Source organism: Sphingomonas sp. (assembly GCF_035758555.1).
Classification (GTDB): domain Bacteria; phylum Pseudomonadota; class Alphaproteobacteria; order Sphingomonadales; family Sphingomonadaceae; genus Sphingomonas_B.
This window is the reverse complement of record NZ_DASTXI010000127.1, coordinates 1-21839: the sequence shown is the minus strand read 5'-3', so window position 1 is coordinate 21839 and position 21839 is coordinate 1. Positions and strand designations below refer to the sequence as shown.

The 21839-nt window shown below is 69.4% G+C and carries 20 protein-coding genes, 1 tRNA gene and 1 pseudogene; 8 read left to right on the top strand and 14 right to left on the bottom strand.

The annotated features are described in order from the left end of the window. Positions 1–40: 40 nt before the first annotated feature. Positions 41–4183, bottom strand: coding sequence for a translocation/assembly module TamB domain-containing protein (locus VFT73_RS07845; RefSeq protein WP_326409692.1), 4143 nt, complete (start codon positions 4181–4183; stop codon positions 41–43). After that, positions 4183–6210, bottom strand: coding sequence for an autotransporter assembly complex protein TamA (locus VFT73_RS07840; RefSeq protein ID WP_326409691.1), 2028 nt, complete (start codon positions 6208–6210; stop codon positions 4183–4185). The genes VFT73_RS07845 and VFT73_RS07840 overlap by 1 nt, the downstream gene beginning before the upstream one ends. A 115-nt stretch (positions 6211–6325) precedes the next feature. On the opposite strand from VFT73_RS07840, the gene VFT73_RS07835 reads away from it, so the two are divergent. Continuing rightward, entirely contained in the window at positions 6326–6946 is a 621-nt protein-coding gene (locus tag VFT73_RS07835) for a PilZ domain-containing protein (RefSeq protein WP_326409690.1), read from the top strand. A gap of 114 nt (positions 6947–7060) precedes the next feature. On the opposite strand, the gene VFT73_RS07830 is transcribed toward VFT73_RS07835, so the two are convergent. Genes VFT73_RS07830 through VFT73_RS07800 form a run of 7 tightly spaced genes read right to left on the bottom strand, consistent with a single transcriptional unit; the run spans position 7061 to position 12683 of the window. Next, the gene (locus VFT73_RS07830; RefSeq protein WP_326409689.1) at positions 7061–8035 is read right to left on the bottom strand and encodes a GNAT family N-acetyltransferase; all 975 of its coding nucleotides are present in this window, start codon (positions 8033–8035) and stop codon (positions 7061–7063) included. After that, on the bottom strand, positions 7984–8730 hold the full coding sequence (locus VFT73_RS07825; RefSeq protein WP_326409688.1) for a class I SAM-dependent methyltransferase: 747 nt from the start codon (positions 8728–8730) through the stop codon (positions 7984–7986). The genes VFT73_RS07830 and VFT73_RS07825 overlap by 52 nt, the downstream gene beginning before the upstream one ends. Next, positions 8727–9746 carry a glycosyltransferase gene (locus VFT73_RS07820; protein ID WP_326409687.1) on the bottom strand — a complete coding sequence of 340 codons (1020 nt, stop codon included), beginning with the start codon at positions 9744–9746 and terminating at the stop codon, positions 8727–8729. Before VFT73_RS07820 ends, VFT73_RS07825 begins: the two co-directional genes overlap by 4 nt. Continuing rightward, positions 9740–10492 carry a PIG-L family deacetylase gene (locus tag VFT73_RS07815; RefSeq protein ID WP_326409686.1) on the bottom strand — a complete coding sequence of 251 codons (753 nt, stop codon included), beginning with the start codon at positions 10490–10492 and terminating at the stop codon, positions 9740–9742. The genes VFT73_RS07820 and VFT73_RS07815 overlap by 7 nt, the downstream gene beginning before the upstream one ends. Next, positions 10482–11231 (bottom strand): sugar phosphate nucleotidyltransferase, encoded by a 750-nt coding sequence (locus tag VFT73_RS07810; protein ID WP_326409685.1) that lies wholly within the window; start codon positions 11229–11231, stop codon positions 10482–10484. Before VFT73_RS07810 ends, VFT73_RS07815 begins: the two co-directional genes overlap by 11 nt. Continuing rightward, a complete protein-coding gene (locus VFT73_RS07805; protein ID WP_326409684.1) occupies positions 11231–12301 on the bottom strand; it encodes a CgeB family protein in 1071 nt (356 codons plus the stop codon). The genes VFT73_RS07810 and VFT73_RS07805 overlap by 1 nt, the downstream gene beginning before the upstream one ends. 34 nt (positions 12302–12335) lie before the next feature. Next, positions 12336–12683 carry a VanZ family protein gene (locus tag VFT73_RS07800; RefSeq protein ID WP_326409683.1) on the bottom strand — a complete coding sequence of 116 codons (348 nt, stop codon included), beginning with the start codon at positions 12681–12683 and terminating at the stop codon, positions 12336–12338. A 109-nt stretch (positions 12684–12792) separates the two neighbouring features. On the opposite strand from VFT73_RS07800, the gene aat reads away from it, so the two are divergent. Then, positions 12793–13533: a leucyl/phenylalanyl-tRNA--protein transferase gene (aat, locus tag VFT73_RS07795; protein ID WP_326409702.1), complete on the top strand. Its 741-nt coding sequence runs from the start codon at positions 12793–12795 to the stop codon at positions 13531–13533. Between the two features lie 35 nt (positions 13534–13568). Here aat and VFT73_RS07790 read toward each other — a convergent pair. The 4 genes and pseudogenes from VFT73_RS07790 to VFT73_RS07775 form a co-directional block, all read right to left on the bottom strand. Then, positions 13569–13802 (bottom strand): annotated as a pseudogene (locus VFT73_RS07790) (DUF2155 domain-containing protein); the annotation flags it as partial. A gap of 185 nt (positions 13803–13987) precedes the next feature. Continuing rightward, positions 13988–14389 (bottom strand): NADH:ubiquinone oxidoreductase subunit NDUFA12, encoded by a 402-nt coding sequence (locus VFT73_RS07785; RefSeq protein WP_326409682.1) that lies wholly within the window; start codon positions 14387–14389, stop codon positions 13988–13990. A gap of 41 nt (positions 14390–14430) precedes the next feature. Further along, positions 14431–15021 (bottom strand): cold-shock protein, encoded by a 591-nt coding sequence (locus VFT73_RS07780; RefSeq protein ID WP_326409681.1) that lies wholly within the window; start codon positions 15019–15021, stop codon positions 14431–14433. 82 nt (positions 15022–15103) lie between these two features. After that, complete coding sequence (locus tag VFT73_RS07775; protein WP_326409680.1) at positions 15104–15661, bottom strand: regulatory protein RecX; 558 nt, start codon at positions 15659–15661, stop codon at positions 15104–15106. 161 nt (positions 15662–15822) lie between these two features. Between VFT73_RS07775 and VFT73_RS07770 the strand changes: the two genes are divergently transcribed. Both VFT73_RS07770 and VFT73_RS07765 read left to right on the top strand, forming a co-directional pair. Further along, entirely contained in the window at positions 15823–17544 is a 1722-nt protein-coding gene (locus tag VFT73_RS07770) for a fatty acyl-AMP ligase (protein ID WP_326409679.1), read from the top strand. A gap of 59 nt (positions 17545–17603) precedes the next feature. Further along, positions 17604–19562, top strand: a complete 1959-nt coding sequence (locus tag VFT73_RS07765) for a putative bifunctional diguanylate cyclase/phosphodiesterase (protein ID WP_326409678.1) — start codon at positions 17604–17606, stop codon at positions 19560–19562. Positions 19563–19585: 23 nt separating this feature from the next. On the opposite strand, the gene VFT73_RS07760 is transcribed toward VFT73_RS07765, so the two are convergent. Next, positions 19586–19661, bottom strand: a tRNA-Trp gene (locus VFT73_RS07760). A 308-nt stretch (positions 19662–19969) separates the two neighbouring features. Here VFT73_RS07760 and secE point away from each other — a divergent pair. The 4 genes from secE to VFT73_RS07740 form a co-directional block, all read left to right on the top strand. Next, positions 19970–20173 carry a preprotein translocase subunit SecE gene (gene secE / locus VFT73_RS07755; RefSeq protein ID WP_414712806.1) on the top strand — a complete coding sequence of 68 codons (204 nt, stop codon included), beginning with the start codon at positions 19970–19972 and terminating at the stop codon, positions 20171–20173. A gap of 18 nt (positions 20174–20191) precedes the next feature. Continuing rightward, the gene (nusG, locus tag VFT73_RS07750) at positions 20192–20731 is read left to right on the top strand and encodes a transcription termination/antitermination protein NusG (RefSeq protein WP_326409677.1); all 540 of its coding nucleotides are present in this window, start codon (positions 20192–20194) and stop codon (positions 20729–20731) included. A 154-nt stretch (positions 20732–20885) separates the two neighbouring features. Then, positions 20886–21365: a hypothetical protein gene (locus VFT73_RS07745; protein WP_326409676.1), complete on the top strand. Its 480-nt coding sequence runs from the start codon at positions 20886–20888 to the stop codon at positions 21363–21365. A 60-nt stretch (positions 21366–21425) separates the two neighbouring features. Continuing rightward, on the top strand, positions 21426–21839 hold a 414-nt coding region (locus tag VFT73_RS07740; protein WP_326409675.1), incomplete at its 3' end, for a DUF3857 domain-containing protein.

Sequence of the window (21839 nt, the reverse complement as noted above, 5' to 3'; positions counted from 1 at the left end):
ACGAGCGGTATGAGCCAATCAGATCACATGCCGCCTTGGCTCAATAATCCTTCCGGTACCTCAGTTCCACGCTGGTGCCCGAGAAGGAGCTGGTCTGCGACAGGATGCTGAGCGCCTTGGACAGCGCAATATTGATCTGGGTGGCGGTGAAGCCGCGCGCGTCGGTGATGATCTCCACATAGATGCGGTTGGAGATGTAGGTGCCCGCCGCAACCGCGGTGCCGCGGCCGGTGGTCTCGTCGGCGCCCAGAATGCGCAGCCGATCGATGCCCGCGACGGAGCGGAGCTTGCCGAGCGGATTGAGCCCGCCGCCCGAACCGCGCAGGCTGTTCAGCGCGGCCGCCAGTTGCACCGCCTGGATCGCCGAGATGCTGGAGATCGACTCGCCGAACAGCGCGCGGGACAGCAATTCGTCCTGCGGCAGCTGCGGGTTGGAGCTGAAGCTGATCTGCGGGTTTTGGGCACGCCCGCCGATCACGATCGTGATGTCGGTGCCAGAGACGTCACCGGTCGCGCGGATGCTGAGCGCGGGGTTGGTGCCGCCTTCGAACGTGATGCGGCTGGTCTCGTCCAGATCGAACCGGCGGCCGGCGAAGCTGTAGGTGCCGCGGACCACATTGAGCTGGCCGATCAGCCGCGGCGCTGCGCTGGTGCCGGTCACGCGCAGGTCCGCCGCCCATTCGGATTCGAGGCCCATGCCGCTGACGAACAGCTGGTTATCGGCCCGCACACGCAGGTCCAGCTTGAACAGGCCCGGCAGCGCCGGCGGCTCGTCCGGCTCGGTCGAAGGCGGCGGCGCGCCCTTGCGGCGCACGCCTTCCAGCACCGCGACTTCGGCCGCGCCTTGCCGCACGATCTGGTAGCGCACTTCCGGCAGGCGCAGGTCGCCGGAGATGGTCGCGCCGTTCGCCTTGCTGTTGGTCAGCCGGAGCGTGCCCGTCGCGGTCGCGCCGATCGCGTCCGAGCGGGCGAGCCGGGCATGGTCGAGCGTCGCGCTGACGTCGATCGGATAGCCGGCGGCGGAGGACAGGCCGACCGTGCCGCGCGCCGATATCGTCCCCTCCCCTGCTTGGCCTGAGAATTCGCTGATCTCCAGCCGGTCGTTGGTGAAGCGGCCGGAGAGATGGATATTGCGGATACGGGTGCCATAGGTCTCGTTGGTGTAGCCGAGCGCATTGGCGCGGATCACCCCGGTCAGTTGCGGCTGGTCGAGCCGGCCGCTGAAGTCCGCGGCGACGCCGATCGGGCCGCTGAGCTGCTGGTCGGCAATGCCGGTCAGCGACCAGAGCACGCTCGCCGGCCCGTTGTAACGAATACCGCCCGAGAGCGGTGCCGCGAACAGCCGGCTCGTCCAGCTCGCGCCCGCCGCGACCGGCTGCAGCCGCGCCTGCAGGCGGCCGATTGCCTGGCCGCCGCGGCGGATCACCGCGCGCAGGTCGCCGCCCTCCGGCCGCAGCGTGCCGAGCAGGGCAAGGTCGACCGGCTCCGACACCACGGCAGCACCGGAGCGGGTGAAATTGTCGACGTTGAGGCGCAGGTCGGCGCGCGGGAAGGCGCTGCCGGTCTGGGCGAAATCGAGGCTGCCGGTCGCCTTGCCGCCGACGCCGGCGCCGGCCGCGAAGGCGTTCAGCACCGACAGGTCGAGATCGTCGAAACGGGCGTGGAGTTCGATGCCGGACCCATAGCGCCCGGTCAGCCGCACCTGGCCCTGCGGCAGCACGATCGTGACGGGCTCGAGCGCATAGTCGCCGCCCTCCGCCCGGATCACGGCCGGCCGCGCGAGACGGAACGCGATGCTGTTGACCTTGCCTTGCGCGGCGACGCGATAGAGGCCCGGCGACAGATCGGCCTTGGCGGCAATTTCGAATGTGGCGCCGCTGCGGCCCTTCGCGACCAGTTCCGCGGTGCCGCGGCCGCCCTGGTAATTGATCCGGGCGCGCGCCGTCTGGACCAGCATCTGGCCTTGGCGAACGCCCGCCGCCTGGATGTCGGCGACGATCAGCGGTGCCGAGGCATAGAGCACCAGCCGCGCCTCGATCGTCGCGCGGCCGATATGGATCGGCGGTTCGGCGGGGATCGTCGCATCGACCGCGCGCGCCGAGATCTGCGCGGTCTGCACGCTGCCTTGCGCGCCGAGACGGACAGTGCCGGTGAAGCCGGAGCCGGCAAGGCTCAGCTGCCCCGCGAACGGCCCGGCGGCGGTCTGCGTCACACGGCCCTTGAAGTCGATTCCGGCGAAATGCGCGCGGCGGATGTCGACCGCGAGCGGTCCCCCGCCGCCGGTCGCGACGAACAGGTCGGCGCTGAACGGACCATAAGGCGAGCCACCGGTCGCGGTGATCGCATAGCCCTTGCCGGTCGAGCGGATCTGCGCGTCGACGTCGGTGAGCTGCACGCCGATGTTGGGACGGGACGCGCGGATGCGGATCTGCGGACGCGCAGCTGTGCCGGTGACGAACACCGTCAGCGGGCCGTATTGGTCCGACACACCGGTCACGCGGAACGCGATCCGGCCGTCGGGGCGATAGGTGCCGCCGCCGTCGCTGATCTTCAGCTTCGGCGCGGCGAGCCGCAGGCGCGTGACCCGCACCACGCCGCCATCGCCATAGGCCAGGCGACCGGTCACGATCGTGTGGCCGCCGAGCAGGCTGCGGACGCTGCCATTGTCGATCCGCACCGTCTCGGCGGCAAAGCGCCCGGTCAGCGCGAAGCCCTTGGGCGTGGTGACCAGGTCCACGTCGGTCGTCAGCCCGATGATGCCGACGCCCTGCACCAGATAATTGTTGACCCGCCCCTTCAACCCGGCGCGGTAAGTGCCGCTCGACAGGTCCGCGACCACCACTGCGGTCGCGTCGATCTGCGGCGATCGGATACGCAGATTGTCCGACAGGATCGTGTCGCCGCTGATCGCGAGTTGGCCGTTGATCGTGACATTGGTCAGCAGCCCGCCGACGCTGGCGCTGAGCCCGGTCACGCGGGCGGCGCGCGCGGAGACGGGGATCAGGATGCGGTCGCTGTCCACGCGCGCCCGGCCGCTTGCGAAGAAGCGCTCGACGACGGTGTTGTTGAAGCCGATCGCGTCGGCGCTCAGCCGATAGTCGACCGCGGGGCGGACGAACGGCCCGTCGAGGATCATCGCCAGCCGGACGTCGCGACCGCTCAGGTTCGGGGCGATCGAGGCCGGACGGATCAGCCGCGCATCGACCCGGAACGCGCCGAAGCGGCTGTGGGCGAGGTCCACTTCGCCCGTCGCATCCACCGCCAGCGCGTCGGAGCGGAGCGCCAGCTTCGTGTCGGCAATGCGCTTGTTCAGCGCCGCAGTCAGGTCGACGTTCAGCGCCGGCGCCGTCAGGCGTGCGGCGGCCGGGACGATCAGGCCGGGATGCGTCGGGCCATTGAGCGCGAAGGTGCCGTCCCGCGCGGTCAGCGTCAGATCGGCGAGCGACTGGCCGCCAAGCGTGGCCGTCAGCTTGCCGTTCCACGCCTGCCAGCTGCCCTTGCCGCCGATCTGCACATGAAGGGGGGCCGTCAGCCCGGCCATGCCGGCGACCACGCCGCCCGCCGGCGCGTCCAGCCGCGCGTCGATCGCGAGGCGGTTGTCGTCGGGCACCGCGTCCAGCACCAGCTTCAGCCGGTCGCCGCCGCCCAGCACCGCCGCGTCGGCCCTGACCTGAGCGCGCCGGTCGGCGATCTTCACGCTGCCCTCGACCGTTGCGACGCGCCGTTCGCCCGAGACCGGCGGCTCCAGCACAAGCCGGTCGATCTTCAGCCGGCCGATATCGATGTCGATATCGGGCAGCATCGGCGCGTTGGGCTGGTTCGGCACCGGCTTCAGCGCCGGCAGCCGCTCAAGCGTGATCAGCGGCGCGACCGCCGACCGGATGTCGATATGGTTGCCGAGATAGGCGAACGGCCGCCAGTCGATCTCGATCCGCGGCGCGGTCGCGAACACGCCCTTGGTGTCGCTGACGCGGACGCCGCGCAGCACCATCTTGCCGTAGATCGAGCCGTCGATGCGCCCGACCTGGAAATGCAGCCCCGACGCGGTGGTGAAGCCGGCGATCCGGTCGGCGATGAAGCGGCGGCCCGGATCGGTATTCAGCCCGGCCAGCAACAGGCCGACGAGCACGACCAGCCCGACGGCGATCCCCCCGGCCCAGAGCGCGATCCGCCGCGCGGTCATCAGAAGGCCTGCCCGATCGAAACATAAGCGGTGAACCGCGCCTCGCCCTTGCGGCGATCAAGCGGCGTCGCGATGTCGACGCGGATCGGGCCGAAATTCGTGTAAAGCCGCCCGCCGATGCCGACGCCGAAGCGCATGTCGCTGAACTTGGGCGTGCTGCTCTGATAGACCTGGCCGGCGTCGATGAACGGCACGATGCCGTAATTGCCGAACCGGTAGCGCGCCTCCAGCGCGAACTCGTTGAGGCTGCGCCCGCCCAGCGGATCGTTGTTCGCGTCGCGCGGACCCAGTTCCTGATAGCCAAAGCCGCGCACCGATCCGCCGCCGCCCGCATAGAGCCGCCGTGACGGCGCGATCCGGTCGCGCGGCGCTCCGACGATCGAGCCCAAACGCACCCGGCCCGCGATCGTCAGGCTATCGCTGGCCGGGTAATAGACGCTGCCATCGATCTGCGCGCGGACATATTGGTCGAATGCGCCTTTCGCGCGCTGCGACACTTCCGGGCTGACCCGCGCCGTCAGGCGGAAGCCGTGGGTCGGGTCGAGCAGGTTGTTCGAACGGTCATAGCCGATCTGTGCCGGGAGCGCTCCGATGAAGTAGGTGCCGTCGTCGCGCCGGCGGGTCGGATCGCTGCGCTTCTCGTCGGTGGTGAGCAGCTCGAAGCCGTAGCTCCAGGTCCAGACCTTCTGCCAGATCGGCGTCGACTGGCGCGAGATGCTGCCGGCCAGCGACGCGGTATAGGCCTCGAACGCGTCATAATCCTGGTGCGAGGCGCTCAAGGCCAGGTTGACCGTTCGGTCGCGCTTGCCGGCGTTGGAGCGGCGGAAGGTGACTGACGCGCCCTGTTCCTGCGTTCCGGCGACGCCGGCGACGATCAGCGCGCCTTCCGGCGGGAACAGGTTGCGATGGGTCCAGCTGCCACGCAGCGTGAAGCCCTGTCCGGTCGCATAGCCGGCCTGGGCAGCGAGCGTGCGCGGCGGCCCCGCCTGCTGCACCACGCGCAGGTCGACGAGCTCGGTGCCGTCCGGCCCCGGCTGACCGGTCGCGACCGGCTCGACCGCGACGCTGGAGAACAGCCCCGTCGCGACCATCGCCTCGCGCAGATCGTCCACCTTGCGGCTGTCGTAGAGATCGCCCCGCTCGAACCGCGACAGCACCGCGACGTGCTTCGCGTCGAACGCCAGCTTGCCTTCGGTCGTGAAGCCGCCGAAGCTGCTGCGCGCGCCCGGATCGACCGGCAGCGTATAGTCGCCCAGATGCGTCGCCGGATCGAGCAGCACGTCGCGCGGGCCCATCTCGACGAACGGATAACCCTGTTGCGGCAGCCGCAGGCGGATGTTGGCCTCCGCCGCCTCCACATCGGCGGCAATGATCGGTTCGCCCGATTTCAGCTTCAGCGCCTCGCGGGCGATGCCCGGCGGCACCGTCCCCGGCCCGGTGATCGCGATCGTGCCGAACGAATAGCGCGGGCCCGGCACCGCGCTGATCGTCGCGGTCACGCGGTTCGGCTCGTTCGGCACCGGCGCCACCGCCGACGTGACGACCGCGTCGTAATAGCCTTCCGAATGGAGGATCGTCGCCGCGAGCCGCTCGTCCTCGCGCGCGCGCGCCGTCACCACCGCCCCGTTCGCCGCCTGGCCGTCGCCCTTGTCGAGCGCCGACAGCGAGCGGAATCGCCCCTCCAGCCCGACCTTGTCCAGCCCTTCGACGACCACGCGGTAGCGGATCGTGGCCGCATTCTCGACCTCCTCCGCCTTGGACGGCTCGGTCGGAGTGGTCACGTCGAACGTCGCGAGCGGCGGCAGCGGCTCGCTGAGCGCCGGGTCGGGGGCCGGCGGCGCGGGCGTGTCGAACGACTGGAGCGGCGCTAGCGGTGCGTCGATGTTGTCGCCGACCTTGGGCAGCGCCGCCTCGAACTCCGCATCGGGCACGATCGCTTCGCCGGGCGGCGATTGCTGCACCTGCGCGCGCACGGGGAGCCCCGGCGCCCATGCCGCCATCGCCGCCACAATCCAGATCGCCTTCAAACGAAACCCCTTTTCGCAGGGCAACGCGAGCGGTTGAAGACAGTTCCGGACCCGGCATGAATACTGCCCCGGGATTAAGCGGAATTTTAAGCGATTGGCCGTAGCGACTCCGATCGTGAACGCTGCCCTTGCCCGCCCCTTCCCGCAGGAAGACGATTTCGACGACCGCCGCGTCGGCCCTCGCCACATCTCCGTGCTGCGCGTCGGCCGGACGGTATGGGACGGCGCCGATCAGCTGTGCGTCGTCCGCAACCTGTCGGCGGGCGGGCTGATGTTCGAATGCCTGCATCCGCCCGCGATCGACCAGCACGTGACGGTCGAGCTCCGCTCCGACAAGCAGATGACCGGCATCGTGCGCTGGGCGCGCGGCATCGGCGCCGGCATCGAATTCGACGCCCAGGTCAATGTCGAGCAGGTGCTGCGCGAGGAACGCGGCACCTTGCTGCGGGTGCGGCCGCGCGCACCGCGTTTCATGCGCCGCGGCACCGTGAAGCTGATCGGCCGCGAAAGCGAGACGATATTGGGCGACATCATCGACATCGCGATCGGCGGCCTCAGCTGCCGGCCCGAACAGCCGCTCAGGCGCGGCGAGCCGATCGTCGCCTCGATCGACGGCATCGGCGCCACCAATGCGGAGCTGCGCTGGACCAAGGGCGACGTCGCCGGCATCCGTTTCGACAAGCCGCTGCCCTGGCGCGCCTTCCAGCTCTGGCTCGACAAGGCCCCGCGCGGCTAGGTCATTCCATCGTTATCCGGTCTTGAGCCGGGATCCCGCTTCTTCTTTCTGCTCAAAGGCAGCGGGACCCCGGATCAAGTCCGGGATGACGACAGTCAGAAATAGATGCCCAATCTAGATACGGCCGAGGGTGCGCCTGACCGTCCGCATCGGCCGCGCCCCCCAGCTGTATTTGTAAGGCTCCTCGCCGCGCAGGAAGTGGAATTCGCGCGCGCCCTCCGCGATGGCGGCTTCGATCAGGCAGGCGAAAGCGAGCGTGCCGAAGCTTTGCCTGGGCACCGACATGTCGACGCCGCCGATATAGGAATGGAAGCGCGTCGCGTCGCGAAAGCCGAGCAGCACGGCAACGATGCGCCCGGCCTCGCGCACCACCGCCATGCGCAGCAGGTCCGCTTCGGCGAGCGCAGGCGCGGCGGCGCGGTGGAAGGCCCGGACCCGCGGATCGGCGAGCATCCCCGGCTCCCCCGCCGCATTCCACTGCGCCGTGTGAAGCGCGAACATCGCCTCGACGGCCTCCGGCACGTCCTCTGGGGTGGCAAGCGACACGCTCAGGTCCTGCAGGTCGTCGGCGCGGTGCCGATCATGCGCCAGCTTGCGCCGCTGCGTTTTCGACAGCAGCTCCCGCAGCGGTTTGCCGGGCGGCAGCGCCAGCACCGGACAGATTTCGTGCGGCGCGTCCTCCGCGGCCCAGCCAGGCGGCGGCGGGCGGAGCAACGGCGAATCAGGCCGCAGATCGGGCAGCACGAGCGCGTCCCACGCGACGGGCAGGGCAGCGATCGCATCCAGCAGCGCCGGCACCGCGTCCGGATCGCCCACCATATCGCAATAATCGCTGTGCCCGGCCCCGGCCGGCACCAGCTTGCGCGTGCCCTTGTCGTCCCACAGGAACAGCGGCAGCAGCGCGCGGCCGGGCACTTCGGCGACATAAATCTCCTGCCCGCTCAGATGCGCCGCCCAGGCATTGAGCCAGGCGGGCGACTGGAAAGGCGTGGCGTGAGAGTCGCCCCGCCACAGCGCCCAGCCTTCCTCGCCCAGCATCATCGGCGGACCAGCTGGAAGCCGGCGGCGTCCCAGATCGCGAACGGCCATTCGGCCGAGCGCAGCACCTCGAACCCGTGCGCATTCGCTAACCGCGCGGCCTCGGCCGCATCCGCCGCGACATCGCCGCGATAGGACCAGTTGAACACGATCAGCGACCCGCCCGGGCGAAGCACCCGTGCCGCTTCGGCGAGATGCGCCTCCAGCAGCCCGGCAGCCACCAGATAGGGAAAGGAATCGGCGGCCAGCATCAGGTCCAGGCTCGCATCGGAGATGCCATCCAATCCGTGCCCGTCGCCGACCCGGTAGCGCACCGCGCCACCCCGTCGCCCGGCCTCCGCGATCATCGCCGGCGATATATCGAGCCCGATCACCTCCGCCCCATGCGCTGCCATCGCCCGGGCGACCCGGCCGATGCCGCAGCCGAAATCGAGCACTGCCTGCCCGACGAGCGGATGCCAGCGCTCGACCACGCCGACCAGCTCCGCGGTGGCCGCATCCAGCAGCTCCGGCGCGCCCAGCGAATAAAGCGCGACGCCGGCTTCGGGCGCCTCCGTCGCCAGCCGGTCGAACAGCGCGCGGGTACCGTCGGCGCTGTCGGGCGGATCGAGACCCGCGGCGATCAGCGCCCGCGCCTCGGCGACCCGGCCCGGATGGGCGCGCGCGAGCTCGGCGACCGGACCGCTTTCGGGCAGCTCCGCGCCTTCCAGCAGCAATCGCACCAGCGCGATCTGTGGCGACGTCATGCCGCCAGTTCGTGGTAGAGCCGCAGATAGTCCGCGGTCATGCGCTCGGCCGAAAAACGCGCCTCCGCTGCGGCGCGGCAGGCGGACGGCGCGATCGCGTCCACACGGGCGATTGCGTCCGCCATCTCCTCGGCATCGTCGACGATGAAGCCGGTGACGCCGTCCTCCACCACCTCGGGGAGCGCGCCCGACCGGTAGGCGATCACCGGCGTGCCGCTGGCAAGCGCTTCCATCGCGACCAGCGAGCTGGTCTCGGGTGCGGTCGACGGCACCAGCAGGCAGCGGGCTTCAGCCAGCAGCCGGGCCTTGGCCTCGCCTGCCACTGCGCCGACCCAGCGATGTGCGTCGTCCAGCGCCGGCGCGACCTGCTCCTCGAAATAGCGGCGATGCTCGGGATAAGGGTAGAGCCGCCCGGCCAGCAGCAGCCGCACGCCGGCCCGTCTTGCCGCGGCGATCGCGTCGTGAAATCCCTTGATCGGCGCGACCCGGCCGAGCGCCAGCGCGTAATCGGCCTTCGCGCCGGCCGGCCCGTAGCGGCTCAGATCGACGCCGTTCGCGATCGGCGGCAGCAGCTCCAGTCCGGCCGGCGCGCGCGCCGCTTCGTCGTGCGACACCGGCAGCAGGTGGACGCCGGAGCGGAGCGCCGTCTCCGCATACCAGGCGACCGGCAGGTGCAGCGTGGCGAGCTGGGGGCGCTCGGTTTCCGCGCAATAAACGCCGAAATCGAGGCCGTGATAGTGGATCAGGTCGACCGGCTGGTCCGCCAGAACGGCGGCGACGCGCTCGCGGACGGCGCCGTGCACCTTCGTCCGGGCCGCGCCGTCGATCTCGCCTTCCGCAGCCGGGACCGCGCGCAATTCGCCGGCTGTGTCCGATCCCTCCGGCGCGATCACGATCGAGCGATGCCCCGCCGCCGCCAGGGCGCGATCGAGATGGGCCAGCACCTGCTCCGCCCCGCCCGCCGGATCGGCGGTCACCGGCGCGAACGGATAGCCAATGCTCAGCACGGTCAGCATCGCCCGGCCACCTCGCGCCACCCGGCCGAGGTGAGTGCCCAGCCGAAACCGTCGTAAAGCGCGGCACCGGACGGCGGCGGCGCGGCGAAGTCGTAGCGGGGCGCCACACGCCAGCGCTCTGCGACCGGCCGCCAACCGCCGGTCACGTCGCGCTGCGTCGCATGCGCGTCGATCGCGCGGCCGACCAAGGCTTGCTCGTCGGGGTCCAGCGGGCGCGCATGCTCGGGCGCTGCCGGGTCGGGCCGGAACCGGCCCCACACGCGCTCACCCTCGAACAGATGATAGCAAGCGAACTCCACCACTTCCCCGTCAAACGCACGACGCACCGCGAAGGCTGCGGCGTCATGATCGGGATGGCCGCCTTCATATGGATGGGTGACGACTGCGCTCATGCCCGCAAGGTCTTTGCGCAGCCGCTCGATCAGCTCGGGAAGGCGCCAGACGAGGCCCTGGTCGACAAAGCCATAGGCCAGCCGCCGCGGCTGTGCGCCCAGGGTGTCGAGTGCCTCGTCCAGCTCGCGCGCCCGCGCTCCGGCATAATCGTCGCGCTTGGCGAAGCCGAGCCGGCCCGCGTCGCGCATATCCTCTGGCGCACCGTCGGTCAGGTGGATCAAGGTCGCGTCGCCGAGGCGCGTCAGCGCCGTGCCCAGCCACAGGCTCTCGTCGTCCGGATGCGCGACGACGATGGCGACCGGCTCCTCGATCCGCTCGCCCGACGCCAGCCGCGCGGCAAGATCAGGCGGCACGTACCGCGGGCGCGCCGGTGCGGGCCAGCAGCTGGATCGCGCTGCGATAGCCGCCGAGCGTCCCCACATCGACATAGCTTTCGCCGGCCTTTACTGCCGTGGCGCGGTTGCCGCGCGCCAGCCAGGCATTGACCAGCGTGCCGATATATTCGTCGCCGCGCCCCGGCTCGCGCCAGAGCCGGTAGAGATCATGGAACACATGGCCCGGCATCTTGAACGCGCCCCATACCCAGTTGGAGCGCGCGCCCTCCTGCTTGACCTGAATTTCCTCGACCGTGCCGTCCTCGTCCATAGCCACGGCGTCGAACAGCTCCGGGCGATCGACGGGAAAGCAGAGGAAGGAGAGCTGGTCGTCGGGCAGGCGCGCGAGTCCGTCTTCCGGGAACCAGATCGTGTCAGGCAGGCCGATCAGCACCGGCTCGTCCTTCGCGACAAGCGGGCAGGCGCGGAACAGCGCGTCGCACAGGCCCGCCGCCTGCGGCTGGACGACGAAGGCCGTATCCACCCGCCCGATGCCGCCGCCATAATAGCTGACGATGTCCGACTTCGTTGGCGAGATCACGAAGCAGATCTTGGTCGCGCCGCCCTTCACCATCCGCTCGATCAGATATTCGCTGACGGCCTTGGGCCGCTCGACGCCGTTCGCATCGATGCGGCTGCCGACCGGCAGCAGTTCCTTGGAAAAGGCGAGCGGCTGGATGCGGGTGCCGTTCCCGGCGGCGGGAATGACGCCCCACATCAGGCATACTCCGGTGCGGTCTGGAGCAGGCCGACCAGCTCGCGCGCGCGTTCGGCGGAACTGTGTTCGGAAAGCGTCCGTTCGCGGGCCCGCGCGGCCATGCGCTGCAGCTCGATATCGTCGCGGTCGAGCGCGGCAAGCACGTCGTCGGGCGTCGAGACCAGCAGGATTTCCTCGTCCGGCGTGAAGAAGGCGTCGAGCCCGTCCCAATCGTCGGACAGGATCGGCGCGCCGCACGACGCCGCTTCGAACAGCCGGCCCGATGGGCACCAGCCCATCGCCGCCATGTCGCGCCGGGTCACGTTCAAGGTCGCCCGGCTGGAGCAGAAAAACGCCGGATGATCGGGCGGCGCGACGTGGCGCATGAACCAGATATTGTCGGTCCAGGGGAAATCCTGCGGATAGCCGGAGCCGCCGAGCACGAACCGCATTTCCGGCCGCCGCCGCGCCGGCTCCAGGAACAGCCGCTCGACCAGCGCCTGCCGGTCCTCGGCGAAGGTGCCGAGATAGGACAGGTCGCCGCCGAACATCGGCTGGGCGGCGACCGGCCGGTGCACGTCCGGATCGACATGGCCGTAAAGCGGCGCCGTCCGCTGCGCGCCGAGCTGCTTCTCCAGCGCATCGAGCGCGGGCCCGCCGGTATAGCTGAGCACCAGGTCGAACGCGCCGAGGCCCTCCGGCGGCAGATATTCGACGTCCCTGCCGGCCGCGAGCCGGCCCAGGGTGATCGGCGTGTCGAGGTCGTAGAACACGCGCACGCCGCGCGCGCGATCGGCGATCAGCCGGCTCGCCGCGACCGCGTCCGGGCAATAGGAGGTGACGAACAGCGCGTCGGCGTCGACGAAATCCGCGGCGCGCGCGAGAACGTCCTGCCAGTCGTTGTAGATGACGAGCGCCGCGCCCGGCAGCTCGGCCAGATCGCGGTGGCCTGCATACCAGGGCACGTCGCGCTCGTAGAAGATCACCTCGTGTCCCTGCGCCGCCAGCGCCCCGATCAGGCCGCGCCACAGCGTCGCATGGCCGTTTCCCCAGGACGAGCTGACGGTCAGGCCGAAGATTGCGATTTTCATTGGGCGGCATCCCTCTTCGCCGCCCAACGAGGGATCAGACGGCGGAGTTCCGCCCGCGCACCAGCAGCTTGCGCACGATCAGCACCATCGCGAAGACGATCAGGATGCCGATCGTGTCGGCGATCCAGTCGCGATAGTCGCGGTCGCGGTGGAAATAGGGCTGGAGAAATTCGACCAGCGCCCCGAAGCCCGACAGCGCGAAGGCCACCGCCCACAGCCGCGCGCGCGGATAAGCTGCCGCAGCCAACGCGGTCAGGAACGCGAACGTCACCGCATGCTGCGTCTTGTCGCTGGTCGGGACGAACACCGTCACTTTCCTGAGCGCAAAGAACAAGGTCGCGGCGATCGCGAGCCAGAAAACGGACTGGAGGATGCGTTGCACGGCAGGTCCGGGAAAAATGGGCGGTCGGCCGGCCTTAGCCGCTTGGGCGGGGAATTGGAAAGCGCGCCGGGCCTCCCCGTTCCGGGGCGGAATGACTATTGTCCCCATTATGCGGCCGCTCGACACCAACCTGCTGCTTCGTGCCTATGCCGCCGGGATCTTCCCGATGGCGGACAGCCGGCGCGCGCGCGACGTCTATTGGGTCGAGCCGGCGATGCGCGGCATCCTGCCGCTCGACGGCTTCCACCTGTCGCGCTCGCTGGCGAAGACGGTGCGCTCCGACCGCTACGCCGTCACCGCGGACCGCGCCTTTGCCCGCGTGATCGCCGCCTGCGCGGAGGCGCGGCAGGGTGCGCAGGGCACCTGGATCAACGCGCAGATCGAGCAGGCCTGCAACGAGCTGTTCTCGCGCGGCCACGCCCATTCGGTCGAATGCTGGCAGGACGGCGCGCTGGTCGGCGGCCTCTACGGCGTCAGCCTTGGCGGCGCCTTTTTCGGCGAAAGCATGTTCTCGCGCGCCCGCGACGCCTCGAAGGTCGCGCTCGCGCACCTGGTCGCGCGGCTGCGGGTCGGCCGCTACCGGCTGCTCGACTGCCAGTTCCTCACCGAGCACCTCGCCTCGCTGGGCGCGGTCGAGGTGCCGCGCGACGTCTATGTCGGGTTGCTGGGCGAAGCGCTGGCGGTCGGCGAAGGCGTCGGAGACGGCGATGGGGACGGTTCCGGCTCAGGCGCCGATTTCGGCGCGCTCGAGCGCTTCGCGGAGGCGTCGCCGGACGATGACGACACCCGCACCGTATCCGGCCCGGTCTCCGGCCAGGTCATCGTACAGCTTTTGGGCCAGACGTCGTAGATCGGGTGCTCCACCACGTTCAGCGACGGCGATTCCTTGTAGAGCCAGCCGGAAAATATCCGGCGCCATTGCTTGTCGAAGCCCTGCACGTCGACCTGCACGAACGCGCCCGTCAGCTTCTGCACCTCCCAGGGCGCCGTCGTCTCGCAGGCGCGCAGGCGCACGATCACGTCGCCGACGCGGACGGACTGGCCGGGCTTCAGCGTCAGGTCGCGCGACACGCCGTTGCGCTTGTTGAGCAGCCCCAGCACCGCGACTCGCTGGTTCATCGGCGTCGCCTTGCCCGCAACCGGCGCCGCGCTGGGCGACGGGGATGGCGATGCGGACGCAGCCGGCGCCGGAGTCGCTTTGGGCGCGTCGGTGGATGCAGGCGCAGTCGTGTCGTCCTGCAGCGCGATCGCCGCGCCGCCGATCGCGATCAGCAGCGCTGCTCCGCCGGCGATCGTCCAGCGGTTCATGCCTGGTCGGGGCTCCACGCCTCATAGTCGCCGGTGGAGGCCGGACGCAGCCCGCCCGCTTCCAGCGCGCCGGGCGGGCGATAGGCCAGCGGCGTCCCGGTCAGGTTCGGGATCGGCTCCTTCTGCCACGGCCGCGCCGGCGGGAGCGCCTTGTCGGGCACGTCGGCGGACTGGCCGTGCAGCCAGCTATGCCATTCGGGCGGCACCCGGCTGGCATCGTTCGATCCGTTGTAGATCACCCAGCGGCGGCGGACGCCGTAGGAATCGGGCTTCTTCGCCTCGAAATAGACGTTCCCCCAGTCGTCCTCGCCCACCTTGCCGCCCTTCAGGCGCGTATAGAGCGCGGTGCCCCAGGTGGCGCCGTTCCACCATGTGAATGCAGAAGACAGTAAACCCATGGCCGCCGCGTTTAGCGGGCGCGGCGGACGGGGGAAAGGGCTTAGGTTCGCGGCGTGACTATCACCGCCAATGGCCCCTTCCGCCCTTCGGCGATGCGGGCGGTCAGCGGCAGGTCGGGCTGGATTTCCAGAATGCCGGCGCGCCGGAACGTCTCCATGTGCACGAACACGTCGGCGCTGTCGGAATCGCGGATCAGGAAGCCATAGCCCTTCAGCCGGTTGAACCATTTGACCCGGACCGGCTCCGGCGCGCCTGCGGTGTCGGCAAGCTCCAGCGGATCGACGCGGTCGCGCGGCGCCGTCAGCAGGTCCAGATCGGGCCCGGTCGCGGTGCTGAGGTCGAAGGTCAGCAGCCGCCGCGCCTGCAGCCCGCGTTCGCGGCGGACGGCCAGGCATTCGACTCGGGCCCCTTCCGGAAGGCTGCGTCGGCCATGGTCGCGAAGCACCGAAAAGTGAATCAGCACGTCCCCGGCATCGCCGTCGGCGACGACAAAGCCGAAGCCGCGGGTCGCGTCGAACCATTTGACGGTGCCCGAATGTCGTTCGAGCTCATGAACTTGTCCGGACAGGGCGTCGCCTGCCCAACCCTGTTCGGCGGGCGCATCGAGAACCGATGCTGCAATCGTCTCCATCGTCACGCGACTTAACCCCCAAAGTGCGTGGACTCAGCATAGCGGAAACCGTCGCAGAATCGAAACAAAGATTCATCATGTGTTAACCTTGGTCCAATTCCGGGACATAGCCGGGTTCTGACCCCACAATCCGGCGCGCGATCGCGAGGTCGTGGCCCGCCCTGAGCATCGCCGCCAGCGCCTTTTCGCGAGTCGGCCGATCGGGCGCGGCGGCCGCGAATGGGCCGATCCTGCGCCGCCGCGCGAAGGTGAGCGCCGCCTCCCACGCCTGCTCGCGCGCCGCCGCTTGCGCCGCCGCGGCATCCTCTTCGCCGATCCCCGCCGCCTTCAGGGACTGCGCGACCCGCCGCAGGCCATAGCCGCGCCGCGTCAGGCCCGCCGCCCGCGAGCTTGCGAACGCGGCATCGTCGACATAGCCGAGCGCCGCCATCCGGCCGACCAGCGCCTCGACGCCCGGCGTCTCCTCGTTCTCCCAGCCCCTCTCCCTGATCTTGCGGTCCAGATAGGCGGCCAGCTTCGCGCGCGTCGTCGCATATCGCTCGACATAGCGTAGTGCGATCCGCTCCAGCGCCGCCGCATCGAGCGGACGGGGCCGTCTTGCGTCGGGATCGGTCCGTCGGCTACGCCACGATTGTGCCACACTCAGGTCCGATTTTGACCGCGGCGGCGAATAAAAGAGCAACGATCGCAGAGCCTCATGCGCGTTGTGTCGAACGGCAGGGGAACTGAGGCAAGGGAAAAGGGCCACTCGCGATGATGCAAGCGCCCGTTGCACGGAAATCAGGGTCGTACGCGAACGAAATGACGGACCAGAACGCCACGCCGACGGACGACGCGCTGCCGCGCCGTTTGTCCGACTTCGCGACGCTGACCGAAGCGCTCGACTATGCCGCGCGCGGCGCCCGCGGCTTCAATTTCCATGACCCGCGCGGAACGCTCGCGCGTGCCTATCCCTATGCGGAGCTGCGCCATGACGCGCTGGCCCATGCCTATCGCCTGATCGGCCGCGGCATTTCCGCGGGAGACCGGATCGCGCTGATCGCCGAGACAGGGCCCGAATTCGCCTCGCTGTTCTTCGGCGCCGTCTATGCAGGCGCCTGGCCGGTGCCGCTGCCGCTGCCGACCTCGTTCGGCGGCGCCTCCGCCTATGTCGACCAGCTCAAGGTCCAGCTGCAGAGCTGCGATCCGGTGATGCTGATCTTCCCGCAGGAACTGGCGGGCATGGCCGAGGAAGCCGCGCGCCAGGCCGGCGTCGCGGCGATTTCGTGGGAAGCCTTCGGCGAGGCGGCCGCGCCGCGCGCGCCGCTGCCCCAGGCAAAGCCCGACGACATCGCCTATCTGCAATATTCGAGCGGATCGACCCGTTTCCCCCACGGCGTCGCCGTCACCCATCACGCGCTGCTCAACAACCTGTCCGCCCACTCGCACGGCATGGAGCTGCAGGACAGCGACCGCTGCATTTCGTGGCTGCCCTGGTATCACGACATGGGGCTGGTCGGCTGCATGCTGTCGCCGGTCGCGAACCAGGTGTCGGTCGATTATCTGAAGACCGAGGATTTCGCCCGCCGCCCGCTCGCCTGGCTGGACCTGATCAGCCGCAATCCGGGCACGTCGATCAGCTATTCGCCGACCTTCGGCTACGACATCTGCGCAAGGCGCATGTCGAGCCAGACGCGCGCGTCCGACCGGTTCGACCTGTCGCGCTGGCGGATCGCCGGCAATGGCGCGGACATGATCCGGCCCGACGTGATGCAGTCGTTCGTCGACGCCTTCGCCGATGCCGGCTTTCAGGCCGGCGCCTTCCTGCCGAGCTATGGCCTGGCCGAGGCGACGCTGGCCGTCACCATCATGCCGCCGGGCGAAGGGATCGAGGTCGAGCTGGTGGAGGAGACCGAGCTCGCCGGCGGCATCGCCGCCAATGACGGGCCGCAGCGCTTCCGCGCGGTCGTCAATTGCGGCCGCCCGGCCAAGGACATGATCGTCGCGATCCGCGACGAGAACGACGCGGCGTTGCCCGAGCGCGCGATCGGCAAGATCTGGTGCAAGGGCCCGTCGGTGATGGCCGGCTATTTCCGCGATCCCGAGGCGACCGCCGCCTGCCTGGTCGATGGCTGGCTGGACACCGGCGACATGGGCTATCTGTCGGCGGGCTACCTCTACGTGGTCGGCCGCGCCAAGGACATGATCATCATCAACGGCAAGAACCACTGGCCGCAGGACATCGAATGGGCGGTGGAGCAGCTGCCGGGGTTCAAGGCCGGCGACATCGCCGCCTTCGCGATCACCACGCCCGGCGGCGAGGAAACGCCCGCAGTGCTGGTCCAGTGCCGCACCTCCGACCCTGAGGAACGCGCCCGCCTGCGCGACGCGATCCGGGAAAAGGTGCGCAGCATCACCGGCATGAATTGCGTGGTCGAGCTCGTCCCGCCACGCACGCTGCCGCGCACCAGCTCGGGCAAGCTCAGCCGGGCGAAGGCGCGCAACCTCTATCTCTCGGGCGAGATCCAGCCGCTCGCCGCCTGAGGCCGAAGCTGAACGGCACGCTTACGGCTTGCTAACGAACACGGTTTAATTCCGGGCGCGTGAAGCAACTCCGGCGCCAGCCTTCCGACGCGATTCCGCACAGCTTCGTGCGGACTCTGGTCACGACCATCATGCTCGCCTCGGCGCTGCCGCTGGGCCTGCTGTCGCTGGTCGCGCTCCGGGGGCTGTCGCTCGGCTGGCCGCTCCTGATGCTGCTGGTCGCGACGATCGCGTTCGATGCGATCCTGGTCGCCCGCTGCCTCGCCAATGTCCGCGCGCTGTCGGCCGGCAGCCACCCGTCGCGGGTGCTGGCGGAGGCGATCAACGGGCCGCGCGTGAAGCTGCTGGAGCACGAATATAGCGATGCCGACTGGTCGTGGCAGATCGACACCGCCAAGAACCTGACCGGCGTGTCGCCGCGCCTGGCGCTGGCGCTGGGCGACGAGGCGGGTGCGCTCGAAGGCCGCTCGTTCCTGCAGATCCTGGCCGGCGAAACATGGGAGACCGGCAATTTCCCGGCCGCGCTCCGCACGCTCGCGGACAAGATCAAGTATCGCGAAGCGTTCAAGGACCTGATCCTGCCGGTCGCGATCGGCGGCGAGACCTTGTGGTGGGAGCTGGACGGCACCCCGGTGCAGGACGAACGCGGCGGCTTTGCCGGCTTTCGCGGCACCGGCACCGACGTGACTGCCGAGCGCCACTCGGCCGACAAGATCAACCGCATGGCGCGCTACGACACGCTGACCGGGCTGCCCAACCGCCTGCATGTGTCCGAAGTGGTCGCCGAGGCGCTCGCCCATGCCGAGCAATGGCGCAGCCGTTGCGGGCTGATGATCGTCGGCCTCGACCGCTTCAAGAACGTCAACGACACGCTCGGCCATGCGATCGGCGACATCCTTCTGGGCCGCGCCGCGGAGCGGCTGCAGGCGCTGCTCGGGCCCAACGACCTGTGCGGCCGGCTGAGCGGCGACGAGTTCGGCATCGTCTTCAACGACGGATCGGACCAGGCGCGGCTGGAGAAGCTGGCGCAGCGGATCGTCGAGCAGCTGTCGCTGCCCTACGACATCGACCAGCACACCTTGTTCGTCGGCGCGAGCGCCGGCGTCGCGATCGGTCCGCGCGACGGCGCGACGGCCGAATTGCTGCTCCGCTCCGCCAACCTCGCGCTGTTCCGCGCCAAGGACCTCGGCGGCGCCACCGTCCAGGCCTATGAGCCGCAGCTCCACGTCGATGCCGAGGAACGGCGCGTGATGGAAATCGCGCTGCGCCGCGCACTGTCGAACGGCGAGCTGCACCTCCAGTATCAGCCGGTCGTCAGCGGCGAGACCGGCGCGATCGAGGGGTTCGAGGCGCTGCTGCGCTGGACCAATCCGCAGCTCGGCAACGTCTCGCCCGCCAAATTCATCCCGCTGGCCGAGCAGGCGCGGCTGATCGGCCCGATCGGCGAATGGGTGCTGCGCACCGCCGTCCGCGAAGCGACGCACTGGCCGTCAACGGTCCGCGTCGCGGTCAACGTCTCGTTCGAGCAGCTCCACAACCGCAATTTCGCCAAGATGGTCGCCGCCGTGCTGCAGGAGACCGGCCTGCCCGCGAGCCGGCTGGAGCTGGAAGTCACCGAATCGGTGTTCATGGCCGAAGCGCCGCACGCGGTCGCGGTCCTGCGCGAGCTGATGGCGCTGGGCGTGAAGCTGTCCCTGGACGATTTCGGCACCGGCTATTCGTCGCTGGGCTATCTGAGCCGCACCAAATTCTCGACGATCAAGATCGACCGCAGCTTCGTCCAGGGCGCCGCCAGCAACACGCCCGAGAATATCGCGATCATCCGCGCCGTGGTGGCGCTCGCCGACAGCCTCGGCATGTCGACGACGGCCGAAGGCGTCGAGACCGACGACGAGCTGGCGATGATCCGCCGCCTCGGCTGCCGCAAGGTCCAGGGCTATCTGTTCGGCCGCCCGATGAACGCCGCCGACGCCCGCGCCCTCTTCACCGGCGGCACCAGAAGCGCGGCGGCGGCCTGATCACGCGTTCGAGAAAGGCGGCGTGGCAGGAGTGGAGGGACTCGAACCCCCGGCCCTCGGTTTTGGAGACCGATGCTCTACCAACTGAGCTACACTCCTAGGCCTGTCCAACGGACCGGCGGCGATGTAGCCGCGGCCTTTGGGATACGCAAGCGGCGCCGGAGCGAGGCGCGTAGCAGAGCAGCGCAGCGGCGCGTGAAGCGGAGCAGCACGCCGTCGCGCGAAGCGCGCGCAAACGGCCGGCCAGCGCCGCATTGCGGCGACCGACGTCACGGGATTTGCGCCCGTGACGGCTTGCCTGAACCACACTCTGCTTTTATAGCGCCGAACTTCTCACTACATCGGTGAAGCATCCCTCGGGCGCCGGCCCGGACGGGGGCGTTCACCCGGAAGACGGACGAGACACAGTGGCGATCAAGATCGGCGACATTCCCCAGTTCGTGCAGCAGGTGCGCGCAGAGACCGCGAAAGTGGTCTGGCCGACCAGCCGCGAGACGATGATGACCTCGCTGATGGTGATCATCATGACGGCGATGCTCGGCATCTTCTTCTTCGGTATCGATTCCCTGTTCAGCGCGATCGTGCATTCGCTGCTGAACTTCGCCCGCTAAGCCAGGAACCGCAACCCCATGTCCCGCTGGTACATCATCCACGCCTATTCCGGTTTCGAGAACAAGGTCCGCGACGCGATCATGGCCGAGGCCACGCGCATGGGCCTTGAGCGGCTGGTCGAGCATGTCGAGGTGCCGACCGAGACGGTCACCGAAGTCCGCCGCGGCAAGAAGGTCCAGTCGGAACGCAAATTCTTCCCCGGCTACGTGCTCGCCAAGCTCGAGATGAACGACGACGTCTATCACCTCGTCAAGAACACGCCGAAGGTGACCGGCTTTCTCGGCACCAACAACAAGCCGCAGCCGATCAGCGAGGCCGAGGCCGCGCGCATCCTGAGCACCAAGGAAGAGGCCGCCTCCGCCGCCCCCAAGACCAAGATCAAGGTCGATTACGAGATCGGCGATCAGGTCAAGGTGCTGGACGGCCCGTTCGCCAGCTTCAACGGCGTCGTCGAGGAGCTCGATTTCGACCGCAGCCGCGTGAAGGTCAGCGTCTCGATCTTCGGCCGCGCAACGCCGGTCGAACTGGAGTTCGAGCAAGTCGAGCGAGTGAAGTGACGGCCTAAAGCCGTCACTTCACGGCCGCACGCGAATAGCGAAGCTATTCGCGAGACGGCGCGCGACCGGCCAGCCTCGGCGTGCCGAGGACCGACGGCATGGGATTTACTCCCATGTCGTCGCGTTGCTTCCCTTCGTGCTGGCGGAGATTCCGATGGCGTCGCTGGCGGCGGTGCTGGTCGTGACCGGCTGGCGGCTGGTCCATGTCGGCCATGTCGCCAGCCTGTTCCGCCTTTACGGCCCTCTCCCCGCGCTGATCTGGGCGACCACGCTGGCGGTGGTGGTGGCGGAGGACCTGCTGACCGGCGTGCTGGTCGGCATCGCGCTGTCGCTACTGGAGCTGCTGCCCCACGTCCGCCGCCTCAAGCTAAAGGTCGAGACGCAGCCCGACGGCGAAGCCCATGCGATCCGCCTCGACGGCGTGGCCAGCTTCCTGACGCTGCCCAGGCTGTCCGCCGCGTTGGACGCCGTCCCCGCCCACGCCCCGGTCCGCCTCGACCTCAGCGCGCTGAAAGCCGTGGACCACACCAGTGCCGAGCTGATCCGCGACTGGCACCACCGCCGCCAGACCCAGAGCGCCGCGCCTCAGGTGACCGGCGCCGGCGGAAGACTGGCAGCGCTGGCCGCGCTTTAGGCTGGACGGCGCGGCGCCGCAGACTTACCCTTCGGACTTCGCTTCCGGGGGGAAGTGCGAATGCGTGTGCTTGCGAAATTCCTGTTGTCTTCCTGCGTCTTGACGATTGGAGCGGCGGCCGTCGCCCGGTCGGATCGGCCGCTGGTGGCGCCGCCGCCGGCCTGGGTGATGCCGGCCGATATTCCGGCGGAACCGCAAGGCACGGAGGGCGCTGCGACGGTCGAGCTGCTGGCGGACTCGCAGGTCCGCTTTTCGGATGACGGCGACACGTCATACACCCGCTCGGTCTACAAGATCGCGTCGTCGCAGGGCCTCGACGCCGGCTCCCTGCAGCTGACTTGGGACCCTGATCTGGACACGCTGACGGTTCACCATTTCCGTCTGATCCGCGACGGCAAGCAGATCGACCTGCTGGGCGACGGGTCCAGGCTGACGGTCGTTCGGCGCGAAACCAACCTGGAGCGCGCTGCGCTG

Bases quoted from the DNA above. Each gene is read 5' to 3' on its own strand.
- VFT73_RS07845 (WP_326409692.1), bottom strand. From the start codon at position 4,183: ATGACCGCGCGGCGGATCGCGCTCTGGGCCGGGGGGATCGCCGTCGGG.
- VFT73_RS07830 (WP_326409689.1), bottom strand. From the start codon at position 8,035: ATGGCCGTTCGCGATCTGGGACGCCGCCGGCTTCCAGCTGGTCCGCCG.
- VFT73_RS07825 (WP_326409688.1), bottom strand. From the start codon at position 8,730: ATGACGTCGCCACAGATCGCGCTGGTGCGATTGCTGCTGGAAGGCGCG.
- VFT73_RS07820 (WP_326409687.1), bottom strand. From the start codon at position 9,746: ATGCTGACCGTGCTGAGCATTGGCTATCCGTTCGCGCCGGTGACCGCC.
- VFT73_RS07810 (WP_326409685.1), bottom strand. From the start codon at position 11,231: ATGTGGGGCGTCATTCCCGCCGCCGGGAACGGCACCCGCATCCAGCCG.
- VFT73_RS07805 (WP_326409684.1), bottom strand. From the start codon at position 12,301: ATGAAAATCGCAATCTTCGGCCTGACCGTCAGCTCGTCCTGGGGAAAC.
- aat (WP_326409702.1), top strand. From the start codon at position 12,793: ATGCGGCCGCTCGACACCAACCTGCTGCTTCGTGCCTATGCCGCCGGG.
- VFT73_RS07785 (WP_326409682.1), bottom strand. From the start codon at position 14,389: ATGGGTTTACTGTCTTCTGCATTCACATGGTGGAACGGCGCCACCTGG.
- VFT73_RS07780 (WP_326409681.1), bottom strand. From the start codon at position 15,021: ATGGAGACGATTGCAGCATCGGTTCTCGATGCGCCCGCCGAACAGGGT.
- VFT73_RS07770 (WP_326409679.1), top strand. From the start codon at position 15,823: ATGACGGACCAGAACGCCACGCCGACGGACGACGCGCTGCCGCGCCGT.
- nusG (WP_326409677.1), top strand. From the start codon at position 20,192: ATGTCCCGCTGGTACATCATCCACGCCTATTCCGGTTTCGAGAACAAG.
- VFT73_RS07745 (WP_326409676.1), top strand. From the start codon at position 20,886: ATGGCGTCGCTGGCGGCGGTGCTGGTCGTGACCGGCTGGCGGCTGGTC.